This is a genomic window from Streptomyces sp. NPDC026672 (genome assembly GCF_040638185.1).
GTDB lineage: Bacteria > Actinomycetota > Actinomycetes > Streptomycetales > Streptomycetaceae > Streptomyces.
This window is the reverse complement of record NZ_JBEZXS010000012.1, coordinates 142,086-166,938: the sequence shown is the minus strand read 5'-3', so window position 1 is coordinate 166,938 and position 24,853 is coordinate 142,086. Positions and strand designations below refer to the sequence as shown.

Sequence of the window (24,853 nt, the reverse complement as noted above, 5' to 3'; positions counted from 1 at the left end):
CCCCGAGGTCAGCGGCGCGCTTCGCCGAACACAGAAGGGTAGTCGGCGACTGCCTTCGACCAGTCGTCGTCGTAACGGATGCGGATGACCTCCCAGCCGATCTCCTTCAGCCGCTCCGCTGCCTCCTCGTCGCGCAGCGTCGTTTCGGCGTGGTCGTGGTGCGGGCCGTCGACGAAGACCGCGACGGGGCCGAAGGAGGTGTCGTACACGAAGTCAGGCTTGGACAGGGCCGCGCTCAGCCTGACCTGCTGGTGGTCGGGCAGGCGGTGGCCGTGGGTCCTGAGGTAGGCGACGAACCGCTCCTCAAGGGAGGAGTCGGCGCCCTCGATGAGCGCGTCGGCCTGCTCGTCGCGAGTGCGGCCCGCGTGGCTGGAGCCGACCTCGCCGCCCGCGAAGTCCATCAGCAGCTGCTTCACCAGGTGGCGGTCGATCATCCGGTGGTGGCGCTGGTTGCCGAAGGAGAGCAGGCAGTCGTAGCAGCCCTTCTCGCATGGGTCGCCATTGCGCTTCTCGGCTCCCCGGTCGCGCCCGACCTGGTCGAAGTGCGCGATCTCCAGGGCCCGGCGGGCGGCGCGGGCGAGCGCGTCGGGCTCGGCCTGGAGACGGCGCAGCACGCCCGCGCCGCCCTCGGCGCTCTCGATGAACAGCAACCGCTCGCGGGGACCGTCGTGCGGCGGCAGCTCCTCGGTGTCCAGCTCGGAGTCCTCCAGCTGGAACTCGGCCTCGATGCCCCGCTCCAGCGCGTACTGGAGGGTGATCGCAGTGTCCTTGTCGACGGGGGCCGCCAGCTTGAGGACAAGGATGTTGCGGGTGTCCTGGACGTACGGGATGACGGGGATCTTGCGCACGACCTTCTCCGCGTCGGCGAGGCCCTCGTCCTCCACCGGGGTCTCCCGGCCGGGCGCGCTCGTGCTCGGCCTGCCGGTGGAGCCGGCCAGCCACTGGCCGGTGACCGGGTCGAGCCAGAAGCCGATGTCGCCCTTGGCAACCGAGCGACGGTAGCCCAGGTTGGTGAGCCGGACGGTGGCGCTGTCGCCGTAGACCAGTTCGGCGAGGAGGCGGCCGGCCGCGGCCTTCGCCTCGGCCCGCAGCGAACCGTCCCGGCCATCCTCATGCTGCTTGAAACGGTAGGAGATCTCCACCGCGTAGCCCGTGCGCTGGCGCTCCTCCTCGTCGGAGGAGATCCGGTCGCGGCGGTGGGTGAAGACGGTGTGCAGGTGCAGCAGCCCGGTGCGGGGGTCGCCGTACGAGCTGCCGCAGCCCAGGCAGGTGTCCTCGCGCCGCTCCTCGGGGGACAGATAGCCGCAGCCCTGGCACACCTTGGCGCTCTCGGTGGTCAGTTCGCCGCTGGTGTCCGGCGGCAGCTGCACCCGGTCCACCTTGAACCGGCTGCCCTCGTGGTAGATCAGCGCGCCCGGCCCGAACTCGCGGATCGCGATGAAGCGGGACCGCTGGAGGTAGTCGCCGTCGTAGCCGCGGCTGGTGCGGCCGGTGCCGGGGATGTACGCGGCGAGCGGCAGCCGGGGGAAGGAGTAGCCGGGCAGGAAGCCCTCGGAGGCGAAGTAGCGATACGGGTAGAAGTCGGACAGCACCGTGCGCTCGCCGCCCTGCCTGTTCTCCAGGAGGGCGATCTGGTTCTCCGCCTGGGCGCGGCGGCGGACGGCCTGGGCCTGGGAGCGGCCGGTCGCCGTGCGGTTGCGAATGTTGTCGTGCTGGATCTCCCGCTCCTCCAGGGCCTTGCGGTAGAGGTTCCGCCAGCGTCCGCACTTCTCGTCGAAGCGCCCGGGGGCCTTGGCGACGGTGTCCTCCAGCCACTGCTCGTGCCACCAGGACGTCTCGCGCAGGGCGTCGACACAGCCCGCGAGGACGGTGCGGGCCCGGACGAGGGCGCGCTGCTGGGCGGCCGGCCCGCCGATCTGCTCCCGCACCTCGGGCAGCAGCTCCAGCGAGGGGGTCTTGCCGTCGGTGTCGAGGATCCTGGTCATGGTGCGGCCGAGTTCCAGGCGGGTCTCGGCGAGCCAGATGGCGTGCACGTGCGAGGCGAGCAGGTCCTCGTTGGCCAGGTCGAGGCGGGGCGCGGCGACGGTGCCCGCGACCATCTGGTCGGAGCGGGTGAAGTAGTACTGGTCGTGGCTGTTGCCGGTAGCGCAGTACGTGGTAACCAGCGCGGGCTGGCCCGAGCGGCCCGCGCGGCCCGAGCGCTGGGCGTAGTTCGCGGGGGTCGGCGGGACGTTGCGGAGGTTGACGGCGTTGAGGCTGGCGATGTCGACGCCGAGCTCCATCGTGGGCGAGCAGTACAGCAGGGGCAGCGGCAGCCCCTTGCTGAACAGCTTCTCCCGCTCCTCGCGGACGTCCGGGTGGACCTGCGCGGTGTGCTCTGCGGCATGCAGTCCGGCGAAGGTGGACGCGACCTCCTTGTAGAGACCCTTGAAGAAGGCGTTGACGCGGGGGCCCCGGCCGGTGCGGTAGGTGCGGCGCAGCCGGTCCACGGCGCCGTGCTCGTCGTCGCGGGCGTGCCAGCGGATCACCGGGTGGTGGATCTGGTAGCCGGGGTCCTCACCCCGGCCCTGGGTGATCCGGCTCAGGACACCGCCGTCGGCGAGAACCTCCAGCAGGTCGCTGATCACCTTCTGGGCGTCGTCGAGGGAGAGGTCGTGGCTCCAGTCCGGGAAGGTCTCCGACTTGCGGACGTGGCGGCCGAAGGCGGTGCGGCCGGTGAGGTTCAGCTCGCTGCGGGTGCGCCCGGAGCGGCCGGGCCGGCCGGAGCGGGCCACCGCGACGCCGGGCGCGGGGGGCGCGGACTCCGTCTCGGCGATGGCCCAGGCGTCGTTGAGCTTGGCGGACTCCTTGCCCAGCTCGTTGAACTTGGCCTCGGTGAAGTACGGGGTGTCCACGGCGCGCTGGCGGCGCAGCTCGTCCATGAGGACGCGGGCCAGGTCGAGCCGGGTGGCAGGGGTCGCGGTGCGCAGCGGTCCGGCGGCGCGCTGCCAGCGCTCCTCGTCCTGGGCGATCTGGTCGAGGCCCGCGTACTCCAGGCCCAGCAGACCGGTCTGCTCCAGGTTGGGCATGGTGATCCGCCAGCCGCGTTCCAGGTCGAGGAAGAGCCGGTACTCGGCCACCTGAGCCAAGGCGCTCAGCGTCTCCTCGGCGAGCGCCTCCACCTCGGTGGGGTTGTTGGCGTACTCGTGGCGGGCCAACCCCATGGCGGCCACGACCTCTTCGCCCAGCCGCTTCCAGCGCAGGCCCGACTCCCCCGCCTTCAGCATGGCGCGGTAGAGGGCGCCGCGCAGCTGGGTGACCATGACGAAGTCGTTGAAGTGCCCCGCCTGCAGGCTCGCGTCCTGCCGGTTGTCGACGAACGTGAGCAACTTGCGGGCATCGTCGTCGAGTTCACTCGCGGGCAGGCTCTTGAGGTGGCGGACGATGGAGGCACTGACGACGGAGGTGGCGGTGGAGCGGCCCTCCTGGTCGAGTGTCATCAGCTTCGCGAAGTCGCGCTCCCTGACCTGCTCGTAGCTGACCCCGCACTCCAGGCAGAACAGGAACGGGGCGGGCACGTAGGCGGCGTACAGGCCGTCCCCGTCCTTGTTCACCGCCGTGCCGTCGGGTCTCACCCACACGGGCTGCGGGGCGCGCTTCTTGCGGCTCGCAGTGAGGACGGGCGTGCCCTTCTTCGGGTCGAGGGTGAGCCAGCTGTCGGGGAAGCGGCGCTGGTCAATCGCGTCCGTGACACGCTCGGGCCACGGGTTGGTGGCCGAGAGGTAGAGGTAACCCTGCTCGTCGTCCGCATCCTCACGGGTGCGGAAGGAGACCTTGCCGTCGTCGCTCTGCTCGCGGGCCACGGTGAGGTACTCCTGGCCGCACTCGCGGCAGAAGGACAGCGGCAGCAGGAGCTTCTCCGGCTCTCCGGGCACCCGCTGCTGGTAGGTGCGGGTGATGTGGCGGCTGTCCGCCGGCTCCAGGGAGACGTACGCCGAGCCGCCCTTGGAGAGGAACTGGTGGAGGCGGAACGCGAACAGCGCGCGGTCGTCGGCGTCGCGGACCTGTGTGCCGGCCCGGAGGGTGGACCGGATGGCCTTGGCGCAGGCAGTGTACTGCTCGTCCTCGGGGGCGTCGCGCGGGATGTCGAAGGCGTCCTCGCGCAGGGCGCGCGCGGCGAGTTCCACGGTGGTGGGCTTGGCGCGCACCAGCAGGCGGGTGCCGTCCTCATCGGTGGTCTCGGTGAGGCCGAAGGCCGTCTCGACCCAACGGGCCAGCGGGTCGGCCTTAAGTGCGTCGTACTCCAGCGGAGGGTTGTTCTCCCTTACGCGGGCGGCGAGTTCGGCACGCGTGGGGGTCTTGTCGCCGGTCGCGCGGACCAGAGTCTCGCCCACCACCCGGTCCGGGGAGATCTCCGTGTCGAACAGGGTGGAGGCGACCTCGGCGACCTCACGGCGGCGGGCGGCGGGGGTGCCCTTGGTGGACATGGTGGCGGAGGTACCGACGCACTGCAGGGCGGGTGACTCGCACGCCTCGCGCACACGCCGGACCAGCAGGGCGACGTCGGCTCCCTGACGGCCGCGATAGGTGTGCAGTTCGTCCAGGACGAGGAAGCGCAGGCCCTTGGCCCGGCCGATGAGCCGCTTGCGCTCCTCGGGGCGGGTGAGCATCAGCTCCAGCATCACGTAGTTGGTGAGCAGGATGTCCGGGGGGGTGTCGAGGACCGCGTCCTTCTCGGACTGCTTCTCCTGGCCGGTGTAACGGGCGTACGTGATGGGCTCGTCGCCCTCGCCGTATCCGGCGGTGAGGAACTTCCTCAGCTCGCCCCGCTGGCTGTTGGCCAGCGCGTTCATCGGGTAGACGATGATCGCCTTGATGCTCGGGGGGTCTCCGGCACGCTTCTCGCTCAGGATCCGGCTAACGATGGGCACGATGTAGCCGAGGCTCTTTCCGGAGCCGGTGCCGGTCGTCAGGACGTACGAGTCCTTCGAGTCGGCGGCCTCGATGGCGTCACGCTGGTGCCGGTGGAAGCGGATGGGACGGATCGTCGCACCCCGCTTGTCCTTGCCGGTGCGGAAGATCCGCTTGCACTCGGGGTGGAGGAGGCCGAGGTCGTCGGCGAGGTCGTCGACGGTGCCGCCGCTCGCGAAGCTCGGGTTGAGCGAGAGCCAGGGGTCGGGCCACTGGTCGCCGTCGGCAAGGGACTTGGACACTTTCTCGCCGATCCGCGGGTCGTCGATCACCACTGATCCGGACGTGTATTCCTTGTAGTCCCGGATGAGCCGACGGTGCACCTCGAAGACGTCCACGTGATCCTCACTAGCTCCCGACGTAATCCACGCATCACCGTAGTGGGTGAGGCGCACGGGACGAACCGCCCCGCCTTCACCCCATTAGAGCAAGACCATGTGAACTCAGTCAACGAATAAAGCGTCGCGCGGGCGGCATTCGAAGCACCGCCGTGTCACACTCTCCCTGACACCAGCCCGGGCAGGGCGCGGCAGGGCACGGAGGGGACGGGCCGCAGCGCAAATGGAAACCGGAACACTGATCGCCGGTCGCTACCGGATCAAGCGTCTCATCGGCCGGGGCGGCATGGGAGTCGTCTGGCTCGCCCACGACGAGAACCTGGGCCGCGACGTGGCACTGAAGACCATGAACGTCGATCCCGGACTCACCGAGGAGCAGCGCGCCCGCGACGCCGAAAGGTTCCGCCGGGAGGCACAGGCCGTCGCGCGACTCGACCACGCGGGCCTCGCCACCGTCTACGACCTCGGCGAGGAGAACGGCACCCGCTTTCTCGTCATGCAGTACGTGATCGGGCCCCCGCTCGACGACCGGATCGTCGAGGAGGGCCCGCTCTCCATCGAGGAGACCGCGTCGATCGGCGTCCAGATCGCCTCGGTCCTGGGTTCCGTGCACGCCCGCGACGTCGTGCATCGCGACCTCAAGGGCAGCAACGTCGTGATCCGCACGGACGGCGTGGTCAAGGTCCTGGACTTCGGCGTCGCCGCCTTCCTCGACCCGGACACCACAGGCCTCACCACGACCGGTGAGCGCCCCGGCAGCCTGGAGTGCATGGCGCCGGAACAGGTGCGGGGCAAGCCGGTCGACCCCCGCACCGATCTGTACGCGCTGGGCTGCCTGCTGTACGCGATGCTGACGGGCGAGCCGGTCTTCACGCACGAATCCGAACTGATGCTGCCCGGCATGATCCTTGAGCAGCCGCCCCTGCCGCCCGGAAGGCTCCGCGCGGGCATCCCCTCCGAACTGGAGAACCTGGTGCTCCAGTTGCTGGCCAAGGATCCCGACGAGCGGCCCGCCCACGCCGGCGAGGTGTGGCGGCGCCTCGCCGTGTGGCTGCCCGAGCGCCGTACCCCCGAACAGGCGCTCCTCCCGTGGGCCGAAGTGGACCCGCTGCGGCCCTTCACCCACCCGATGGGACCCGAGGCCCGGCCGGTGCGGGCATGGGCAGCATCGGGACGGAACGACCGACCCGGGCGGACGGGGGCAACGCCAGGGCGGCACGGCCAGCCGTAGCGCTGACCCGCGCGCCTGGCCGACCAGAACGTGACGTACGCCCCCAAGCCCGCCTGACGCATCTGTGAACAAAGTCAATGGTCATGTACGCTGACCAATGCAGTTTGGAGGAAGGGTGGCTTGATCACACACCCATGACCGAGGGGAAAGTCGTCCCTCCACTAGAAATGCCCTGGGAGTGTAGATGTCCACGTCGCGCGCCGTACCGGTGACCTTGGCCGAAATCGCCCGCCTTGCGGGTGTGGGACGAGCGGCGGTGAGCAACTGGCGGCGGCGGCATCCGTCCTTCCCCGAGCGGATCGCCGGCACCGACACCAACCCTCAGTTCTCCTTGACCGACATCGAGGGCTGGCTGCGCGACAACAAGAAGTTGAAGAGGTCCGCCGAGAGGGAATGGCTCTGGCCCGGTTTCGAGGCGCTCGGCGGGCGTGACGAGACCGGGGCCGCGATCGCCGAGGTAGGACGGCTCCTCTCCGGGCGGGCGAGTGACGAAGGCGAGGAGATCCGTGCCGACACACGGGCGCTGATCGAACGGGCCGTGGATCTCGGACAGCGTGAAGGGGGCACGGAAACGTTCGCGTTTCTGCTGCGTCGCTGGCTCGACGTCCACGTGCGCCAGATCGCCACGACCCCGGAACCACTGGCATCCCTCATGGCAGAACTCGCCCTCAGGGCGGCAGGCGGCGTGGCGGGCGACAGCCCGGGCAACTCCGGCCGCACCACGGTCATGGACCCTGCTTGCGGCCCCGGGCATCTCCTCCTGGCCGCGGCCGACGCCGCGAGGGCGTCCGGCGCCGAGGCACTCACGCTGCTCGGTAGCGACCGGGATGCCGTCCTCGCCTCGCTGGCGGACTCCCGCATGGCCCTCGCCGAGAGGGAGGGCCACAGGGAGAAGGAGTGGGCGCAGGTCTCCGTACGGGCTGCGGACTCCCTACGCGACGACCCGTTCTCCGGCACCCTCGCCGAAATCGTCCTGTGCAACCCGCCCTTCAACGAACGGGACTGGGGATACGAGGAGTTGGCCACCGACGGCCGCTGGAGCCACGGCCTTCCCCCCCGCACCGAGCCCGAACTCGCCTGGGTCCAGCACTGCCTGGCCCAGCTGCGGCCCGGCGGCGTCGCGGTACTGTTGCTGCCGCCCGCCGTCGCGGCCAGGAAGGCCGGCCGACGCATCCGCGGCTCGCTGCTGCGCACCGGGCAACTGCGCGCCGTCGTCGCGCTGCCGCCGGGCTGCGCCGCACCGCACAGCGTCTCCCTGCACCTGTGGGTGCTGCGGATGCCCGTCCACGGGGAAGGCGCACCGGTGGGCGATCGACTGCTGGTCGCCGACGCGGCCTCGCGGTTCCCCCGGGACGCTGAGGAGAAGTGGACCCCCGACTGGGCGGCGATCAGCGCTTTCGTGCGCGAGGCCGTCGAAGAGGCAGACTTCCCTCAGGCCCCTGCCTACGTACGGCACGTGCCCGTCATCGAACTCCTCAACGACGAGGTCGACCTAACCCCTGGACGCCACATTGCCCCGTCCCTAGCGGACACGGCACCCCGACTGGCCACATCCTGGCGGGAGTTCACCGGGCTCACCGCGAACGTGAACAAGTCGGCCAGGCTGCTCGCGGCGCTCGACCTCGCCGCGGCCGAGGCGGACACACCGACGGCGACCACAGTCGCCGAGCTCGCCCGGGCCGGGGCGCTCACCCTGCGCGGCGGCCAGCAGCCGCCGGAGGAATCGATCCACGCCGGCCCGCCGTCCGACGACGGCCTCCCCCTCCTCACCGTCCCCGATCTTCTGGTGGACGGCGAACCCCGCAGCTGGCTCGCTCCCGGCACCGCGGCGGTCGGCGAGGCCGTGATCGCCGAACCCGGGGACATCGTGGTGGTGGGCGTCGCCCGTGCCTTCTCCGCCTGGGTCCACGAGGGGCCGCCGACCGCCCTCGGCCCACAACTGCATGCCGTGCGGGTACAGCCCGAACAGCTCGACGCCTGGTTCCTCGCCGGTTCACTGCGTGCTCCCGCCAATGCCCGGCAGGCCGGCACCCACACCACGAACTCCTCCCGCATCGACGTCCGCCGGCTTCAGATCCGCCAGGTTCCCCTCGGAGAACAACGGCGCTACGGAGAGGCGTTCCGCGAACTCATTGCCTTCGAACGGCTGTTGCGCCGCGCGGCCGACCTCGGCACCAGCCTTGCCCGCGACCTTGGCGACGAACTGGCGGCCGGACGCCTGGCCAACCAGGCGTAGCACATCGGCTCGCCCGCATCGGCCGGGGTCACACCTCCCCGCGCCTGGGCTCGGCCAGGCGGGCCGTGAGCTGGGCGTCGACCGCGTGGCATACGGCCTCGACCCGAGCCGCGAGTTCCGGTGGCAGTCCGGCAGCGGTGCGGCCCGCCGCGTCAACCGCCGCGATGGCCGCCTCCAGTTCCCCGAAGGTGAGCCGGCACTCGGCCGTGCGCAGCCGGATCAGCGCGCGATCGGCCCGCTCGGCCGGACCGTCCCCGTGAATGAGATCGCTGTCGACGGCTTGGTAGAGACGGGCCGCAGCGCCGAAGTTGCCGGAGAGGCGGAATCCGTCCGCAGCCCCCTGCCACACGCGACGCACCAGAGGGCGCCGCTCACCCCACTCCTTGCGGACCCGTTCTGTCAGACCGTGCAGCCGGTCGGTCGCGTCGCCCGGCTCACCGGACGCGATCTCCGACTCGGCCTGCGCGCAGAGCTGTTCCACCACACGGGCGTCCAGCCACTCGTCGGCCGGCGCGGACGCGACAGGCAGCGTGAGAGCGACCGGGCGCGGACGAACAGCCCGGTCCCGCGGCCGGCGCAGGGGGGCGGTGGGGTCGGGGTGGGTGCGAGGCCGGGGTTCGGGATCGCCGACCCCCGGGGCGAACGGGTCGAGGACCTCCAGGACCTCGTCAACGGCCGGGCGCTGCTCGGGCTTCTTGGCGAGCATCCGCAGTACGAGATCGTCGATCGGCTCCGCGATGCCCGCGGCGTACGTGCTCGGTGGCAGCGGCTCCTCATTGAGGTGCTTGTCGGTCAAGCCGGACTCCGCGCCGAGCGGGAACGGGGGCCGCCCGGCGAGGAGTTCGTAGAAGATGCAGCCGAAGCAGTAGACATCCGTGCGCGTGGTGGGCTCGCGCTCCAGAAGCTGCTCCGGCGCCAGATAGCCGCGGGTGCCAAGCGTCGAACCGTGCGCCGTGTAACGGGTGGCGTCTACGTGCAGCGGCTTGGCGATGCCGAAGTCGATGAGGACGGCCCACCCCTCTGCATCAATCATGATGTTCGCGGGTTTGAGGTCCCGGTGTACGACCGGGAGCGTGTGTGCGCAGGCCAACGCCCCTGCCACCTGGATGGCGACGGCAACCGCCGTGGCCAGAGGCAGGGGGCTGTGCTCGTCGAGGAAGGTCCGCAGACTCACTCCGGTCACCAGGCGCATGGCGATGTAGGGGACGCCCTGGTGCGATCCGCTCCCGTACAGTTCGGTGATGCCCGGGTGGTCGAGCGCGCCCAGGAGGTTGGCCTCGCGCCGGAACCGGGCGTTTCTGACAGCGAGTTCGGCATCCCGCTCGTACGGGTCGAGGCAGTACAGGTCCTCGGAGTCGTGGCGCAGGAACTTCACAGCCACCTCGCGCCCCCCGGACACCTCTCGAGCACGCCAGACCTGGGCCATCCCGCCCTTGCCCAGAGAGTCCTTCAACTCGTAGCGCCCGTCGACCAGATCACCCACGCCGGGCTTGTATGTATCCGCGTCCACCACTGTGCCCCTTCGCACCACTGCGCATCAGTCCCACCAGCGTATCGTGAAAGGTTCCAGACACGAGCCGTCCATGGACTCAGTTCACAAAGTTGTGCCATGCTCGAGTGGCGCCCGGGCGTCCTCGAACTCCCGTTGCTCTGGGCACCCTCCTGCCCATACCGCCTGCCACGGGGGTCACCATGCAGAACCCACCCGGTGTCACCGGCCACGACTGGTTGATCAGAGCGAGCCCCCGGATGGCCCGGCCCGACGACGCGGCCTGCCCCACCCACCGACGCACCGCGATGCGGCCCCTGCTCGTCGCCGATCCAACCGTGCCGTTCCGGCGGCCACCCCGCGAGGAGTTCGGGTTCGGCCCGCTGTTCACGGCCCTCGACCTGCTGGAACACGACGGATGGTCCGTGGAGCGGGTACGCGAGGAACTCCGGGGCACCCGCGGTCCCTTCCGGGGATGGGGCGCCCCGGTCCACCCCGCCCACTTGGCCTGGACCGCCCACGCCCTGGAGCGCTACGTGGCCGCCCGTACCCGCGAACAGGCAGCCGCCGTTGAGGCCGGACTGCCTGAGACCAGGCCGGTGATGCAGCCATGGACGTGGCGCACTTCCCGCACGGACGCTCCCGACGCCCGTGGCGCCCGGCAGTACGAGCACACTCTCTGGGGCCGCATGTACGCCTCCTCCGACGGAAGGGTGCGCGACCTGTGGCTGCCTTCCATGGGCCGGGCCAAGACCGGCCGCCCCAACGCGGAAATCGGGGCCGTGGCACAGGTGATGGCCTTCGGCGCGCCCACTCCTCGCCGCAAGCAACGCGCCCTGCCTCCGGCCACCGCGACCGAGAAAACCAGCTTGCCCCGATTGGTCCGCGTCTTCGACGTCGGGTGCGCCGACGGGTCCGTGGAGGAGCTGCTCTCCGAAGACCCCGCCGGGTCGAGGCAGCGGTTCAGGGACGACGCTGTGCCTGCCTTCGTCACGGCTGCCACCGGACTCGGCGTGCAGCCCGGGGAGAGTTGTGTCGGCTGCAAGGCCATCGCCGGCTGCACGGCTCTGAAACGCACCCCACGGCTGTGGGGGGGCCGCCCTCCAGCTCTCGCACGTGAACGCCGCTCCGTCTCCGTCTGGGACCTGCGGCTGTACGCCGAGTGCCCCGCCCAGTACCACCTGGTGCGGCGACTGCACCTCAACGACCTCTCGGCCGAGGACCGGGGGGCACGGCGCGGCAGAGCCGTCGACGCCTGGCTCGACGCAGAGCACGCCGAACGCCCGGTGCGCGGCTGCCGGGACCGGGAGATCCCCGAGCCGATGGCGGTGCGGGCCAGGGCCGCACTCGACGACACCTCCGCACGCGAGGCCGCCGGGATGCTCGCGGAACACCGGCTCCTGTGCCCTCTCAACGGACTTGACGCCGACGAGCAGGTTCTCGTACAGCATCGGGTCACGGCCTACGTGCCCGAACTCGACATCGTCGTCCTCGCCGTACCCGACCTGGTGTACACCCACCGCGGCCGGTGGATCTGGCGCGAGACCAAGACGTCGGCCCACCCGCTGTGGGAACGCGACTCTCTGCTCCACACCTATCCCCAACTCGCTCTCGGCGTATTGCTGTTCCACGCGGGCGCGCTCGGCGACGACCCGCGCCGCTCCTGGGTCGAGCTGGAGCACCTACGTGAAGGCCACGGGCAGAGTCGGCTCGAACCTGTCGACCCCGGCCGCGCCGAGAACGTCGACGAAGCCCGGGCCGTCATCGCCGAACTCGCCCAGCCGCTCCTGGACGACACCACCTACGAACCGAGGACCGGACGCCACTGCCACGGCTGTCAGGCCCGGACCTGGTGTCGGCCCGGCACCGCCTACGTCACCGACCATCCGCGCCCGCCGAGCCCCGACACGCTGACCTCGCCCCAAGGAGACGCCACGCCCCATGCCTGACCAACAGCTCGTACCAGACTGGCTGTCCAACCCCGATGTCGTCCTCCTGCGGGACGTGGCCACCGCCGTACTGCACCTGGCGGCCGTCGACCGCCTCGACTCCTTCACTCTGCCTTACCCGGCCGGCGCGCAGCGGGCTCTGGATGCCCTGGTACTCCAATGCCTGCGCAACGGCGCCAAGCCCCCGGCAGGGGTGCCCGAGATGATGCGCTGGGCCCGCGCCCGACCCTTGGGCAGCTGGCCCCTAGACCGGCTGCCCACCGACCTGTTCGACACGGCGGACCGGCTGATCGACGAGGATTCCGGAGAGCCCGCGCAGCTCTGCCACGAGCTCGCCGTGCAGGGGTATGGCGACAGCACCGGACGGCAGTACGACCGCCTGGTGATCCACGAGGCCCTGCGCGCCTGCCGGGCCGTGTCGTCACCCGAGTCGTACACGGCCTTCCGTCGCCTCCTAGTGAATCGGCCCGTCCTCACCGAGGCGGACTGGGCCGAGGTGAGCACCGATCTCTTCCTCGACCCCGTGCGCTTCCTCGTCGAGGAGATCTATGCCCCCGTCCCGCTCGGGTTCCGCCGGGACGGCGCGTACCTGTGCTGTCACCGCTGCCTGACCCTGCTCCATCCGGTGTCCGACACCGAATGGTGGTGCGAGCGTGACCAGTGCCGGCACCAAGGTCCCCCACCGCACGGCCGGGAACTCGTCGCGTCCGAGGTGGGCGAGCTGCGTCAACTGCGGAAACCTCTGAGGCAGTTCGTCACCGGGCCCGGACGCGCCGAGGTCTTGCTGGAGGGCGAGCTACGCGACCTGGGCCTCGCCATCGAGATGTGGCCCGGCTTCGACGCGTACGACCTTCGCATCACCTTCCCCGACGGTCACGTGTGGGCCGTCGATGTCAAGGACTGGGCACACCCCGCCTTTCTCGGACGCACCGCCACCGCCGTCCGCCCCGAGCCCCCGTACGACGAGGCCTGTTGGGTGGTGCCCGCATTCCGGGTGCGCGCCCGCCGTGACTACCTGGCCATGTACGCCAAGGAGCGGGGCGCAGGGGCGGGCGGTCTGCGGCTGCTGACGGACGACCAGTTGAAACGGACCGCGCGGATGCGGCTGTCCGGCGAACGCGGGCCGGACACGTCCATCGCGCCCCCGCACACCGTGCCTCCCGCCAGGGAGCACAGCGGGGCACGCACGGCGTCGTCCCGGCCCGGAAGTCAGACGGCGGCGACCGACGGCGCCGGGAAGAAGGGAGCAGACCATGCGTGACCGCAGCAGTTGGTACCAGCCGGTCGTCGCCGCACTGAGGCCTTGGCCCGAAGAGCACGCCGGGACCCGGCCCGCTCTGCTCTGCCAGGTCGAGCTCGCTCTGCGGCTGATGGAGACCGTGGCGCCCGGTCACGCTGCCGACGGGGCGTGGACGCTCCTCGGCGGCTACGGCCTCGCCTTCGCACGGGCCTCAAAGCTCCCCACTGGCACCACCGAACAGGTCGCGCTGGCCGCGGCCCGGCACCTGCTCTGGCCGATGCGCCGCGGCCGGATGTGGCAACAGAGCCTGGACGCCTACCTGGAACTGCCCGAACGGCTGCGCGCGTACCGCGTCCCGGCGGCCGGGGAGCGCGCCCATCGGGTCCCCCTCAAGGTGGCGGCCGACCGCTTCACCACCTACGACGCCGCGCTCACAAACCTCCCCGGCTTCGCCACGAAGGTGCTTCCCCCGGCGGAGGCGGGCGAGCATCGCTTCATGGACCGCCGCCACCGGCGCACTTCCGTCACGGTCCCCGCCGATCTCGTACGGGACCCCTTCCCCGGCCACCCCCTCACCGCCGAACGCCCCGCCGCCGCAGGTTCCCTCGACGTGCCACTCGACGAACTCGCGGATGTTGCACGGTGGATGGACGCGGAGGAGCAGCGGCGCGGGCTCAAGGCGGGGAGCTGGGAGCAGCGTCTCGCCCAACTCGACCTCGACACCCGTACCCCGGACGGGACCGTCTTCGAAGCGGCGTCCGCGCTGCCGCTCGACCGGCTCACCCACCTCGTCGGCATGGTCGGCGCCGGTAAGTCGACCTTGATGACCCTGCTCGCCGTCTGGGCATACCACAACGGCCTGCGCATCACTCTCGTCGTCGGCGACGTGGCCGAACAGCTGACGCTGACCGAGCTGTTCCGCACGCTCGGCTTGAGCGCCGCCCTGGTCCAGGGGGGAACGACGCGGCCCCAGCACACCCAGCGGCTGCACCGCAGACTCGCCGCACGGGGACAGCACTCCCTACTGGCGCACACCGGACCCGTCTTCGCCCACCTCAGCACCGCATGCCCGCTGGACGCCCTGCGCGCACTCGACACGTCCGAGCCGCTGCGCTACACCGACGCGCCATGCGGTGCCCTTCACCCCGCTCGGCGCCAGGACGCCGCCGAGGAGCCCGCGGCCGAGCGCGCGGTACGCGAGCTCGAACGAGCCCGAGGCGCCGCCGACAGGGAGGCCGCCGCGGACGACACCGACACCGACGAGGAGGACCTGGGCACCCCGCACGCCTGCCCGCTGTGGAGCGACTGCCCCCGGCACTCCGCCGCCCGTGACCTCGTGGACGCGCTGATCTGGGTGGCCAACCCGGCCAGTCTCGTCCAGACCGCGGTTCCGCGTCAGCTCAACGCCGAGCGCCTGCGCTATCTGGAGCTGGCCTGCCTGCGCAGCGACATCGTCGTCGTCGACGAGGCCGACCGCGTACAGATGCAGCTCGACCAGATGTTCGCCCCGTCGGCCACGCTCGTCACCACCGGTGTCTCCGACTCTTGGCTCGACCAGCTGCAGACCCATGAGATCGCCGAACTCGCCCGGCAGGGACGGCTGCAGCTCTCCGACCAGGACGTGGAACGGTGGTCCGCCGCCCTGGACGTCGTAGGTTCCGCCGCGGACCGGCTGTACGCCATGCTCATCGACGACGGAGGCCTGCGGGACTGGGCGCAGATCGACTACTTCAGCGCCTGGACCCTCCAGGAGAAGCTGCTGCAAGCCTGGTACCCGCTGACGCGAGGCCAGGCCGCCGGGTGGCCGGACAGCACGAACGAAGGGGATGTCGAGGACGAGAGCGCACTCTACGAGGACGAGGAAGGGCTCGGGGCCGATGGCGACTCCCACATCCCCGACGCACCGTGGGCGCAGCGACGCACCGAGATCACCGGGTTCTTCGACACGTTCCGCGACGATCCGCTCGGCGGACGCGGCCCCTACGGAACTCCCGCCGACGAGCTCACGGCCCTCGCCCACGACGTCCTGCACACCCTCGACGAGAAGCGGACACGACGCCGAGTCCGCGCGCTCCTCGACTCCTTCCTCGTCGGAGCGCCGGGCCCAGAACAGCGCCCCATGTCCGCTGACAAGCGAGGCAAGGAGTCTGCCCCCGAGGACGTACCTCTGACCGAGGAGTGGCGTGAACTCAACGCACGGCGGCTGGAGTTCACCCTCGTCCTCGCCGCCCTGCACCAACGCCTGGACAGGGTGACGTTCCTGTGGCCTCAGGTGGAGGCAGCGCTACGGCTGGACTCCGCGGCCCACGAGCTGACCCGCCGCCCACCCCTCGACTACGCGCCACTGCTGCCCGAAGCGCCCATGGGCAACGTCCTGGGCTTCCAGTATCTAGTGGACGAACGGGCCGCCGCCCGCAACAAGGACGGACACCGCACCGGCACCCTGCGCTTCTTCCGTTGTGCGGGCGTGGGCCGGGAACTGCTCCTGGGTCTTCCCCAGCTCGGCGCCGATCCAAGCCTCGGCAAGGCAGGCCCACACGTGCTGCTGATGTCGGGCACCAGTTGGGCCGGCACCTCTACCCGGGCCCACGTCCTCGTCCCCGTCCACGCCGTGCTGAAACCGCAGCCCAAGGCTCTCGACGCCATCCGGAAGACCGTGTTCCGCACCGAGTTTCTCTACGACGCCGCAGGACAGCCGATCCGGCTCTCCGGCCAGGACCCCGACCAGCGCGAGGACGTCCTGCGCCTGATGATCGACCGGCTCGCCCGATCCCGGAGCGACGGCAATTCCTCCCCTCTCCAGAGCGAACTCGCCCGAATCCCCGACCAGCGCCGCAAACGCGCCCTGCTCCTGGTGGGAAGCTACGCGGAAGCCAAAGTGGCCGCCACCGCCCTGAACGAGATTCCGCGCTGGCGTGGCCGGGTACGCGTCCTGGCCGCCGACGACGCCGAACTGGAGGCCGCCGTCGACGGGACTGCGTCGGCACGAAGCCAGGCGCCGGCCACGGAATCGGGCGCAGGAGCGGTCCGGCGTGGGGACCTCGCGTCCTTCGCCGACGACCCGGACGCCGAACTGCTCGTGGCGCCCCTCCTCGCCGTGGAGCGAGGCCACAACATCCTCACCGCCCCCCAACGGCCCGGCGAGGAGAAGGTGGCGGCGTTCGGGACGGTGTTCTTCCTGGTCCGCCCGCACCCCCGCCCCGACGACCTCTCCCTGGCGGTCTTCGCTATCAACGACTGGGCGACGCGGTTCGTACGCGGTCAACTGAAGCTGCCGGACGAAGGGACGTTCAGCGACATGGTCACCCAGGCGGGGGACCTCAACGCGGCAGGCAGCGCTTTCAGGACCACCGCACGCGGCGTGTGGCGGCACGTACTGTCACGGCCCTACATCTACTCCTCGCTCTCCGATGACGAGAAGAAGTCCTTCGTCTGGGACCAGCTCGTCACCATCTGGCAGGTCATCGGGCGCCTCGTCCGCGGTGGCGTACCCGCCCGCGTCGTGTTCGTCGACGCGGCCTTCGCACCGCAACTCGCCGAGGCACAGGCGCCCTTCACCGGCCAGAACCGGCGTCCACGCCGCGCAGGCGACCCCGGGCTGCTGGTCAAGCTACGGGACGTTCTGGCGCCGTACTTCGCGCACACCGACACGGACACCGGCACCGTCGGGTACGGCGCGCGCACCGATCCCGCCGACGCCGCACTCGTCAAGCTGCTCTACCGCCCGCTGTACGAAGCACTGTGCGCCATGGGGACATCACCCGGCCCGCGATCGGTCGACTGAGGCACGCCAACCACCGCCCTGGGCAGCACTGTTAGCGGGCAACCGCACCCGCCACGTACGGACATCGCAGGGAGAACCGACATGTACAAGAACATCCGCCGATCCGCGTACCACCTGGCCGAGGAGGGCACCCCCTGGACCGAGGACTTCCACGCACTCCCTTTCCCCGAGCACTGGCACGCCGGACTCCTCGAACTGCACAACCACGGGCGGGACGAGGAGAAGCGGCAGCCGACGCTGCCCACCCGCCGACTCGACGGTGTGCTCCAGACCCTCGCCCCCGATGTGATCGTCCGCCCCCGGCCGCGGATCCCCGTGGAACCGGGGCCGCAGGCCGCCGAGGACTTCTGGATGTATGTACCGGCCTCGGCGCCCGACCCCCTCCCGGGCCGTTCCATGCAGCAACTCCTCGACGCCTGGCTGCGTACCCTCGGTCCCAAGGACTCCGCAGAGGATCCCCGGTTCCGCTCGCTGTTGCTCGCGAGCAGCACCGAGCTGAAGCAGAACCTGCCCGAGTGGCAGCCGGTCAGCGGCGTCGAACTCCTCACCACCCCGACCACCCGGGGCGGCACTGCCGCCCCGGAACCGCGCCAGTTCCAACTCGCCACCGACGCCCTGGCACGCCGCATCCTGACCCTCGACCCCTTCCCATTCGAGGGCGGGGAGCTGCGGTTCCGGGCGCTGCCCCGCGGACCTCGCGACCAGGGCGCGGAACTCATGTCGCAGCCCCTGGGCCGGACCGTCAAACGCAAGGAGTGGTGGTTCTCCGTCCTTCTGAACATCTCCCTGCACACCACGCCGTTCGACCCTAGGCCGCGCCTCCACCTGCACTGGGGTGTACGCCGCTGGGCGACCCACCCTCGGACCACCACCAAACGCCTCAACCTGCCCTACCGGGAGGCCACTACCGTCTACCTGCGGCCCACCATCCCCTGGCTGCCCGGCGCACCGGCCACCGAACGCTACGCACTGGCACGCCTGCGCCGCGACCGGGCCGCCGACACTTTCATCTGGTCGGAGAACGACACCGCCGGCATCCTGCGCGGACTCAGCCTCGCCGGCAACTTTCCCGACCCCGAACAGCTCCTCACCGAACCGGTCTCCTGGATCGGCGAAGGCCGTGGCGTCCGAGCCGCCGTGGTCCACAGCACCAGGATGGGCAAGCACGAGATCGGCCCCGGCTTCATGCCCAACCAGCGGGCCCAGCTCACCGAATGGGCCGAGCAAGCCCTCCCTGAAACACTGGCCCGGGTACCCGACCTCACGCGCGGACGCGGGAAGGGCATCGGCGCGCCGCAGAACCGGCGGCCCAAGCCCAGGACCGACGAGGCCAAGAAAGCCGAGCTGCTGCGCGAGACCCAGGCACGCCGCGTGGCACTCGCGGCGCAGGCCCGGATCGCCTCCCACGGCCCGGAACAGGCCAGCCAGCCCGTGGTGGAGGCCCGGCTGCTATGGCAGTCGCCCGAGGTACGCAGCGAGGCAGTGAAACAGTTCGCCAAGGCACTGGGCCTCGACGGCGACGGCGGCGCCAGTGCCGCCCACGTCACGGACCGGGACTTCGACGAGGCCACGCCCGGAGCGCCGGTCGTCCTGGAGTGGCGGACGGCGGAGGTCACACTCCGGCTGCACTGCCTGCCCCTCGCCGACGGACTGGGCGACCGGCTCGTGCCCGACGCGGCGGTCAAGGCCAAAGGCGCGGCTCTCGCGGCGGCCGTCGCCGAACGGCGCCGCGCCCTGCGCGCCTGGCTCCGCGCGGACGGCGCGGACCCCTCCCGCCCCGAACTCGCCCTCGTGGAAGTCGCACACCGCAGTACGTTCCGCCCATCGTCGGCTGACCCCAAGTTCGCCATCCGCCTCGGGTGCGCCGACGCAGGCCTGCTGACTCAGTTCGTCGTCACCCCGTCCATCGACCGGCAGATCGACAATGCGGAAAGCCTCGACCACCGCACGTACAGCTCGTGGCTCGACGGACTGCGCCAGCTCGGCGTCCGCGTCCTGCCCCAGCACACCCTCGATGATGATCTTCCGGACTCGTTGCAATACGCGGCGGTGTGGATGGTGAAACGTCGCAAGGACGGCCCGACCCGGTTGCCCAAGCACCTGCCTGTGGCCGTCCTCGTCACCCCGCTCCCGGCCGGGGAAGGCCTCGCAGCCGTACGCGGCTGGGATGACACCGCGGGGGAATGGGTGCCCTATCCGCAGTTCCTCCTCGGTCTGGTGAAACAGGCGGAGATCGACCCCGAAGCGTTCACGGAACCCGAGACTCCAGACGATGACGCACGTCCCGATGCCCCTAGGGTCACCGGCAAGCAGTGGCGCAGCAACCTCGCCCAACAGCGCAGGGAGACTGCGGCATTCCTCCAACGCGTACTGCACTCCCTCCGAGGGCAACCCACCGCGCTGATCACCCACGCTCAGAACAGCCGACTGCACTGGCCATGGCTCCAGGACGGCCAGACCGAGCGCGACCTGACCAAGACCGGCCACGCCCCGGCAGGACGACTGGACGACGAACTGCGCCTCGTACGCGTGCGCGGATGCGGCGGTCGCGAGAGCGCCCAGTGGTGGGGGCTGGCCGACCCGGGCAAGCCCCACGGGCAGCCGGCCGGCTTCTGGGCACAGAAACCCCAGCAGCAGTACGGGGCTTCGGCGCGCGAGCGGGTCTTCTACAGCACCACCGAACGCCCCGGCACCCATGCGATCTCCCCCGCACTCGACCGCCTCGCCACCCGGGTCAACGCAGCGGGCAATCTCACCTCGCAGGCGGGCACCAGCGCCTGGAACCCGACCCTGATGGAGATCGCGGTACTGGGATGCCACGAAGATGACGACTCGGCAGCCCCCGTACTGGAAAAGCCCGACGACCCCGAGGCGCTGGCCCTCGCCATGCACCAGCTCCGCCAGGCCCCGGACTACGCCGCCGCCCTATCTCTCCCCCTCCCCCTCCACCTCGCGGGGTTGGCCCAGGCATACGTCCTCCCGACACTCGCCGACGGCGACCGGACTTCGAACGAGGAGTCGGACACACCTGCTGGAAACAAGAGCCTGGACGACCCAGATCTCGCCGACGCGGCCGGACTGTCCACGACGCCGGACGACGAGGCCGAGACTGCCCACGCCTGACGACGGGATCGACACATATGCAGTGCCCTGACGACGGAGGACCCCGGTATCTCGTCGCCATCGGTCCCCTCGCCACCGGCGCGGTCAGACCGTTCTGCTCGCTCATCCCATTCCAGGGGTCGAACCTGCAACCGCTCACTCGACAGCACATCTGACAAGCCAAGTCACACCCTGCCGACCGTTCCCGCATCTCATAACCGTTGCACAGTCACGCCGGAACTCTTGGGAATGGGCAGGTAGAAGCGGGAACCCCTTTTCAACAAAGACATCCCTGACCTGGGCAAACTCCCAGGTTAGGGCCATGAGGCAGACGAGTCGGGCTGTACGCCGGGTTCTGTGTCCCGGGTCCTCGCGGACGTCGGGGTGACGGCCATCCATCTAGGGCCGGCGTTGCCGTCGGCCTCGTGCGGTCTACCCGCGGACTCGGGCGGGCAGCCCTCGGACGTCCGCGCAGAGCGCGCTTCACGGCGCGCTCCTTTTGACCTTGCTCCAGGTGGGGTTTACCTAGCTGCCCAGGTCACCCTGGGCACTGGTGGTCTCTTACACCACCGTTTCACCCTTACCGAGGACCGAGGTCCCCGGCGGTCTGTTTTCTGTGGCACTGTCCCGCGGGTCACCCCGGGTGGCCGTTAGCCACCACCCTGCCCTGTGGAGCCCGGACGTTCCTCGGGAAGCCCCCGTCAAGGGACTCCACGCGGCCGCCCGCCCGGCTCGTCTGCCGTGTCGACCATGTTACCGGGCCCCGGCCGCCTCCCCGGCCGCCTCCCCGTCCGACCCGGGCAGACCCTCCAGGCCGGGCAGACCCTCCAGGCCGGACAGTCCCTCCGGGACGGGCAGACCCTCCGGGACGGGCAGACCCTCCGGGACGGGCAGACCCTCCGGGGCGGGAAGACCCTCCGGGGCGGGCAAGCCGGTCTGGGTTGTCACCGGGTCAAGCCCTGTCGGTTCCTGCGCGGCGCCGCCGCTCGTCGCCCCCGTGGCCAACACCGACCCCGCCAGAATCAGGGCGAACGCCGCCGCCACCCCCGTCGTGAACGGCTCGTCCAGGAACAGGGCGCCCGCCGCCACCGCCACCGCAGGGTTGACGTACGTGATCACCGTCGCCCTGGTCGGGCCCGCCTCCTTGATGAGTTCCAGGAAGGCCACGAAGGCGACCGCCGTGCAGATCACGCCCAGGCCGGCCAGGGCCACGAGCACCGACGCGGACGGGGTGTGCGACGGCCAGGTCAGCGCCGCCGCGGGGGCGTAGACCACGGCGGCCAGCGCCAGGCAGGGGGCCGTCAGGTGCAGGGACGGCACGTCCTTCAGGCGGCGGGCCGCGATCAGGGGCGCCGTGGCATAACCGATCACCGTCAGCAGCACCTCGCCGAGGGAGCGCGCGTCGCCGCCGGTCAGATGGGGCACCGTGAGCACGCCGACGCCCGCGAGGCCCAGCGAGAGGCCCGTGGTCCGCCGTACCCCCAGCCGTTCCGTGTCACCGAAGAAGCGGGACACCGCCACGCCCACGATCGGCACCCCGGCGATCAGCAGCCCCGCCGTCGAGCTGGACAGATGGCGTTCGGCGTCGGTCAGGGTGAACCAGGGGCCGATGATCTCGATGCACGCGAAGGCCAGCATGGGCCGCCAGTGGGCGCGTACGGTCCGGGCCAGGCCGCCCTGGCGGAGGGCGAACGGGAGCAGCAGCAGCGCGCCGAGTGCGCAGCGGGTGAACACCACCATGGACGGGGACACCGCGTCCACCGCCACTTTGATCATCAGGTAGGGGATGCCCCAGACCACTCCCATCAGGGAGAACAGAAACCAGCCGCGTGCAGTCATACGGGGAGTCTGGCGCCCTCACCACCTGCCGTCTTGAACGCTGTTGCGGTACGCCGCCGGGGTCACCCCGAGCACCCGCCGGAACCAGCGCGTCAGGTGCGCCTGGTCGGCGAAGCCCACGAGCTGCGCCACCTCGGCGGGGCGCAGCCCGGACTCCAGCAGGGTGCGCGCCCGGTTGACACGGTGCTGGGCGAGCCAGGCGTACGGCGGTACGCCCATGGTCGTACGGAAGGCGCGCAGCAGCTGGTAGCGGGACATGCCGAGGTCGGCGGCGAGGGAGGCGAGCGACGGCGGGGCGGTGAGTTCGTCGGCGAGGCGGTCGCGGACGGTGCGGGCGACGCGGTCGGCGCCGGGGATGCCGTCGGCTGCCGCGCGGGAGGTGGAGTGGCGCCGGGTGAGGGCCGTGAGCAGCCACGGCAGCCGGCACTCGGCCTCCAACGGGTCGGGGCGGACGCTGAGTTCGGCGTGGGCGCGCTGGAAGGCGACGGCGAGTTCGGGGTCGTCGAGCAGGGGTTCGCGGAAGTGCGGACGGCCGCCGAGGGCGCCGTCGGCGAGGAGTGCGGGGTCGGCGTACAGGGCGCGGTATGCGTAGCCGCCGGTGGGGGTGGCGGGGCCGCCGGTGTGCATCTCGCCGGGGGCGAGGACGACGACGGAGCCGGGGCCGGTACGGACGGTGCCGCCGCGGTAGTCGATGATCTCGGTGCCCCCGACGCAGACGCCGATGGTGTACTCCTCGTGCGCGTGCGGGGCGTAGACGTGCTTGTCGAAGCGGGCCGTGAGCAGGTCGAGGGGTGGGCCGCACAGGCCGAGCCGTGCTCTTGTCCACCGTGCCGTCTCCGCCATGCCCGCTCCCCGTGCCCGCTCACCGCCGCTCCCACAGGGTGCAACGCCCGCAGGGCCGGTTCCATGCCGCGGGTCGGGTGTCGCGCCTGGCGCCGTACGCTGGCGCGCAGGTCCTAGTGAAGGAGTTCGTGTTGCTGGTGCTGCTGCCGCCCTCCGAAGGCAAGGCGTCGTCGGGGCGCGGCGCCCCGTTGAAGGCGGAGTCGCTGTCGCTGCCGGGGCTGGGCGCCGCGCGGGAGGCCGTGCTCGACGAGCTGGTGGAGCTGTGCGCGGCGGACGAGGAGAAGGCGCGCGAGGTGCTCGGGCTGAGCGAGGGGCTGCGGGGTGAGGTCGCGAAGAACGCCGGGCTGCGGACGGCGGGGGCGCGGCCGGCCGGGGAGATCTACACGGGGGTGCTGTACGACGCGCTGGACCTGGCCTCCCTCGACACGGCGGCCAAGCGGCGGGCGGGCCGGTCGCTGCTGGTGTTCTCGGGGCTGTGGGGCGCGGTGCGGGTGACGGACCGGATTCCGTCGTACCGCTGCTCGATGGGGGTGAAGCTGCCGGGGCTCGGGGCGCTGGGGGCGCACTGGCGGGCGCCGATGGCCGCGGTGCTGCCGGAGGCGGCGGGCGCGGGGCTGGTCCTCGATCTGCGGTCGGCGGCGTACGCGGCGGCGTGGAAGCCGAAGGGGGAGGTCGCGGGGCGTACGGCGTCGGTACGGGTGCTGCACGCGCCGACCGGCAAGGTGGTCAGCCACTTCAACAAGGCGACGAAGGGGCGGATCGTACGGAGCCTGTTGTCGTCGGGGGTGGTGCCGGAGGATCCGGCGCGGCTGGTGGAGGCGCTGCGGGACCTGGGGTACGTCGTGGAGGCCACGGCTCCCTCGAAGGCGGGGCAGGCGTGGGCGCTGGACGTGCTGGTGACCGAGGTCCACTGAGCGCCGACACGGGGCGGGCCCCTGAGCCGTACGGCGAGCGTATTGCAGCATGCGCAACGCCCTTTGCGCAGGGTGCGGGTGGCGGGCAGGATGAGGGGCATGCCCGCCGCTGCCTCCGTGCTGGATCTCGCGCCCGTCGTCCCCGTCGTGGTGATCGAGGACGCCGCCGACGCCGTACCGCTCGCGCGGGCGCTGGTGGCGGGCGGGCTGCCCGCCATCGAGGTCACGCTGCGCACGCCCGCCGCGCTGGACGCGATCCGGGCGGTGGCCGCCGAGGTGCCGGACGCCGTGGTCGGGGCCGGGACGGTACTCACCCCTGAGCAGGTGGGCCTGGCCGTGGCGGCGGGGGCGCGGTTCCTGGTGAGCCCCGGCTGGACGGACGGGCTGCTGACGGCGATGCGGGCGTCGGGGGTGCCGTGTCTGCCGGGGGTGTCGACCACGTCGGAGGTCGTGGCGCTGCTGGAACGCGGGGTGCGGGAGATGAAGTTCTTCCCCGCGCAGGCGGCGGGCGGCACGGCGTATCTGAGGTCGCTGGCGGGGCCGCTGCCGCAGGCGCGGTTCTGCCCGACCGGTGGCATCGGTCCGGCGAACGCGGCGGAGTACCTCGCCCTGCCCAACGTCGGCTGCGTGGGCGGGACGTGGATGCTCCCCCCGGACGCCCTCGCCGCCCGCGACTGGCCCCGGGTGGAGACCCTGGCGCGGGAGGCGGCAGCCCTGCGAACGAGGGCCTAGCGGCCGGCCGACGCCCGGTGGGTGCCGTGCGGTACCGGTCAGCGGACGTTCGGCATGCCGGCCGGCGAAGGCGGGACAGGCCGGTCGGCGGGAGCGGGACGCGCCGCTCAGCACAGGCAGGAAGCGCCGATCAGCAAACGCGGAACCTGCCGACCGGCGGAAACATGACACGCCACCCAGCACAAGCGGGACGCGCCGGTCGGCGG

At 71.2% G+C, this 24,853-nt stretch carries 12 protein-coding genes and 1 other RNA gene; 8 read left to right on the top strand and 5 right to left on the bottom strand.

Features of this window, described 5'->3' with window-relative positions; genetic code table 11:
* Positions 1-8: 8 nt before the first annotated feature.
* On the bottom strand, positions 9-5,288 hold the full coding sequence (locus tag AB0F77_RS16790; RefSeq protein WP_361948183.1) for a DEAD/DEAH box helicase: 5,280 nt from the start codon (positions 5,286-5,288) through the stop codon (positions 9-11).
* Positions 5,289-5,511: 223 nt separating this feature from the next.
* Between AB0F77_RS16790 and AB0F77_RS16785 the strand changes: the two genes are divergently transcribed.
* Positions 5,512-6,519: a serine/threonine-protein kinase gene (locus AB0F77_RS16785; RefSeq protein WP_361948180.1), complete on the top strand. Its 1,008-nt coding sequence runs from the start codon at positions 5,512-5,514 to the stop codon at positions 6,517-6,519.
* A 184-nt stretch (positions 6,520-6,703) separates the two neighbouring features.
* Positions 6,704-8,755 carry an N-6 DNA methylase gene (locus AB0F77_RS16780; RefSeq protein ID WP_361948177.1) on the top strand — a complete coding sequence of 684 codons (2,052 nt, stop codon included), beginning with the start codon at positions 6,704-6,706 and terminating at the stop codon, positions 8,753-8,755.
* Between the two features lie 28 nt (positions 8,756-8,783).
* Here AB0F77_RS16780 and AB0F77_RS16775 read toward each other — a convergent pair whose 3' ends face one another.
* Complete coding sequence (locus AB0F77_RS16775) at positions 8,784-10,238, bottom strand: protein kinase (RefSeq protein WP_361948174.1); 1,455 nt, start codon at positions 10,236-10,238, stop codon at positions 8,784-8,786.
* A gap of 209 nt (positions 10,239-10,447) precedes the next feature.
* Between AB0F77_RS16775 and AB0F77_RS16770 the strand changes: the two genes are divergently transcribed.
* The 4 genes from AB0F77_RS16770 to AB0F77_RS16755 all read left to right on the top strand — a co-directional run bounded on the left by AB0F77_RS16770 (position 10,448) and on the right by AB0F77_RS16755 (position 20,340).
* Positions 10,448-12,193, top strand: coding sequence for a PD-(D/E)XK nuclease family protein (locus tag AB0F77_RS16770; protein WP_361948171.1), 1,746 nt, complete (start codon positions 10,448-10,450; stop codon positions 12,191-12,193).
* Positions 12,186-13,454, top strand: coding sequence for a hypothetical protein (locus tag AB0F77_RS16765; RefSeq protein WP_361948168.1), 1,269 nt, complete (start codon positions 12,186-12,188; stop codon positions 13,452-13,454). The genes AB0F77_RS16770 and AB0F77_RS16765 overlap by 8 nt, the downstream gene beginning before the upstream one ends.
* On the top strand, positions 13,447-17,217 hold the full coding sequence (locus AB0F77_RS16760; protein ID WP_361948165.1) for a hypothetical protein: 3,771 nt from the start codon (positions 13,447-13,449) through the stop codon (positions 17,215-17,217). The genes AB0F77_RS16765 and AB0F77_RS16760 overlap by 8 nt, the downstream gene beginning before the upstream one ends.
* Before the next feature lie 81 nt (positions 17,218-17,298).
* Positions 17,299-20,340: a DUF3962 domain-containing protein gene (locus tag AB0F77_RS16755; RefSeq protein WP_361948162.1), complete on the top strand. Its 3,042-nt coding sequence runs from the start codon at positions 17,299-17,301 to the stop codon at positions 20,338-20,340.
* Between the two features lie 307 nt (positions 20,341-20,647).
* On the opposite strand, the gene rnpB is transcribed toward AB0F77_RS16755, so the two are convergent.
* The 3 genes from rnpB to AB0F77_RS16740 form a co-directional block, all read right to left on the bottom strand.
* Positions 20,648-21,054: RNase P RNA component class A (rnpB, locus tag AB0F77_RS16750), an RNA gene on the bottom strand.
* Positions 21,055-21,072: 18 nt separating this feature from the next.
* On the bottom strand, positions 21,073-22,158 hold the full coding sequence (locus AB0F77_RS16745; RefSeq protein WP_361948159.1) for a DMT family transporter: 1,086 nt from the start codon (positions 22,156-22,158) through the stop codon (positions 21,073-21,075).
* Positions 22,159-22,176: 18 nt separating this feature from the next.
* Positions 22,177-23,001 (bottom strand): AraC family transcriptional regulator, encoded by an 825-nt coding sequence (locus AB0F77_RS16740; RefSeq protein WP_361948156.1) that lies wholly within the window; start codon positions 22,999-23,001, stop codon positions 22,177-22,179.
* A 131-nt stretch (positions 23,002-23,132) separates the two neighbouring features.
* Here AB0F77_RS16740 and yaaA point away from each other — a divergent pair, with 131 nt between their 5' ends.
* Complete coding sequence (gene yaaA, locus AB0F77_RS16735) at positions 23,133-23,915, top strand: peroxide stress protein YaaA (protein ID WP_361948153.1); 783 nt, start codon at positions 23,133-23,135, stop codon at positions 23,913-23,915.
* Between the two features lie 99 nt (positions 23,916-24,014).
* The gene (locus AB0F77_RS16730) at positions 24,015-24,647 is read left to right on the top strand and encodes a bifunctional 4-hydroxy-2-oxoglutarate aldolase/2-dehydro-3-deoxy-phosphogluconate aldolase (protein WP_361948150.1); all 633 of its coding nucleotides are present in this window, start codon (positions 24,015-24,017) and stop codon (positions 24,645-24,647) included.
* Positions 24,648-24,853: the final 206 nt, after the last annotated feature.

What these genes read in the sequence shown, in the direction of transcription:
- AB0F77_RS16785 (WP_361948180.1), top strand. Translation starts at nt 5,512, where the DNA reads ATGGAAACCGGAACACTGATCGCCGGTCGCTACCGGATCAAGCGTCTC.
- AB0F77_RS16780 (WP_361948177.1), top strand. Translation starts at nt 6,704, where the DNA reads ATGTCCACGTCGCGCGCCGTACCGGTGACCTTGGCCGAAATCGCCCGC.
- AB0F77_RS16770 (WP_361948171.1), top strand. Translation starts at nt 10,448, where the DNA reads ATGCAGAACCCACCCGGTGTCACCGGCCACGACTGGTTGATCAGAGCG.
- AB0F77_RS16765 (WP_361948168.1), top strand. Translation starts at nt 12,186, where the DNA reads ATGCCTGACCAACAGCTCGTACCAGACTGGCTGTCCAACCCCGATGTC.
- AB0F77_RS16760 (WP_361948165.1), top strand. Translation starts at nt 13,447, where the DNA reads ATGCGTGACCGCAGCAGTTGGTACCAGCCGGTCGTCGCCGCACTGAGG.
- AB0F77_RS16755 (WP_361948162.1), top strand. Translation starts at nt 17,299, where the DNA reads ATGTACAAGAACATCCGCCGATCCGCGTACCACCTGGCCGAGGAGGGC.
- AB0F77_RS16745 (WP_361948159.1), bottom strand. Translation starts at nt 22,158, where the DNA reads ATGACTGCACGCGGCTGGTTTCTGTTCTCCCTGATGGGAGTGGTCTGG.
- AB0F77_RS16740 (WP_361948156.1), bottom strand. Translation starts at nt 23,001, where the DNA reads ATGGCGGAGACGGCACGGTGGACAAGAGCACGGCTCGGCCTGTGCGGC.
- AB0F77_RS16730 (WP_361948150.1), top strand. Translation starts at nt 24,015, where the DNA reads ATGCCCGCCGCTGCCTCCGTGCTGGATCTCGCGCCCGTCGTCCCCGTC.